Raw genomic sequence first — 754 nt, 5'->3', positions numbered from 1 at the left:
GCAGCGAAGCCGGTCAGCAGTGAGTCGACCGGCAGGGGCGTGGAGCCTTCTACAGGCTGAGAATGGCTTGTGCCAGGGTCAGGTCATCGGCCTGCGCCAGCTCGCTGGCATGGCTGCGAATCTGCAGCAGGGCAGCTTCCAGCCTGGCGCTGCGGATGGCGCCGTCGCTGGCGACGAAACTGGCGGCGTCCTCGCGAGCGGCGCGTATCTGCTTCATGTCGCGCAGGGAGCTGGTCGCATCCGAGAGGCCTTCGGCCGTGCCGGCCAGGGCGCCCCCGAGGGTATCCGTGGTGGCGACCAGGCTACTGGCGCTGGCACTGCCGACGAGCAGCATCGTCAGCAGGGCGGCGCTGAAGGATTTGTTGAGAGGCATCTGGGGTCACTCCGAGGTTACGGGACAAGGTGCTGCCCGCGCCCGCAGCTTAGCCCAGAAGGCCTGTGCACTCCATTGCTGGCCTAGCGCCAGAAGGGCTTGGCCAGTTCCTGCTCGCGCTGGGCCGGGCTGATGCCCGCGTCGGCCAGCTGTTGTGCATTCAACTGGGCCAGCTGGCGGCGCGTGCGCAGGTTGCGCTGCCAATGGCGCAGCACGGCGTAGAGGCGCAGGGAGTCCAGGGCGTGGGGATGTGCGTGCTGCGAGAGCGGGGAGTGCGTGCGGTCCATGGCGTGCTCCTGTCCAGAGACAAGGTGTGGCAGTCCATGATCTCGTCAATGGCTGTCGAGGAGCAGATACAAACGGGGGGAATTGTGCAGGGGC

2 protein-coding genes are annotated in these 754 nt (G+C 67.2%); both read right to left on the bottom strand.

Annotated elements, in window-relative coordinates; genetic code table 11:
* Window positions 1-49 precede the first annotated feature (49 nt).
* Window positions 50-373 carry a DUF2388 domain-containing protein gene (locus tag J0A65_RS24725; RefSeq protein ID WP_047585185.1) on the bottom strand — a complete coding sequence of 108 codons (324 nt, stop codon included), beginning with the start codon at window positions 371-373 and terminating at the stop codon, window positions 50-52.
* 83 nt (window positions 374-456) lie between these two features.
* Entirely contained in the window at window positions 457-660 is a 204-nt protein-coding gene (locus tag J0A65_RS24720; RefSeq protein ID WP_206596890.1) for a DUF1127 domain-containing protein, read from the bottom strand.
* Between the last annotated feature and the right edge of the window lie 94 nt (window positions 661-754).

This window comes from Bowmanella yangjiangensis (assembly GCF_017255015.1).
GTDB lineage: Bacteria > Pseudomonadota > Gammaproteobacteria > Enterobacterales > Alteromonadaceae > Bowmanella > Bowmanella yangjiangensis.
This window is presented reverse-complemented; position numbering and strand designations above follow the sequence as displayed.

What these genes read in the sequence shown, in the direction of transcription:
- J0A65_RS24720 (WP_206596890.1), bottom strand. Translation starts at nt 660, where the DNA reads ATGGACCGCACGCACTCCCCGCTCTCGCAGCACGCACATCCCCACGCC.
- J0A65_RS24725 (WP_047585185.1), bottom strand. Translation starts at nt 373, where the DNA reads ATGCCTCTCAACAAATCCTTCAGCGCCGCCCTGCTGACGATGCTGCTC.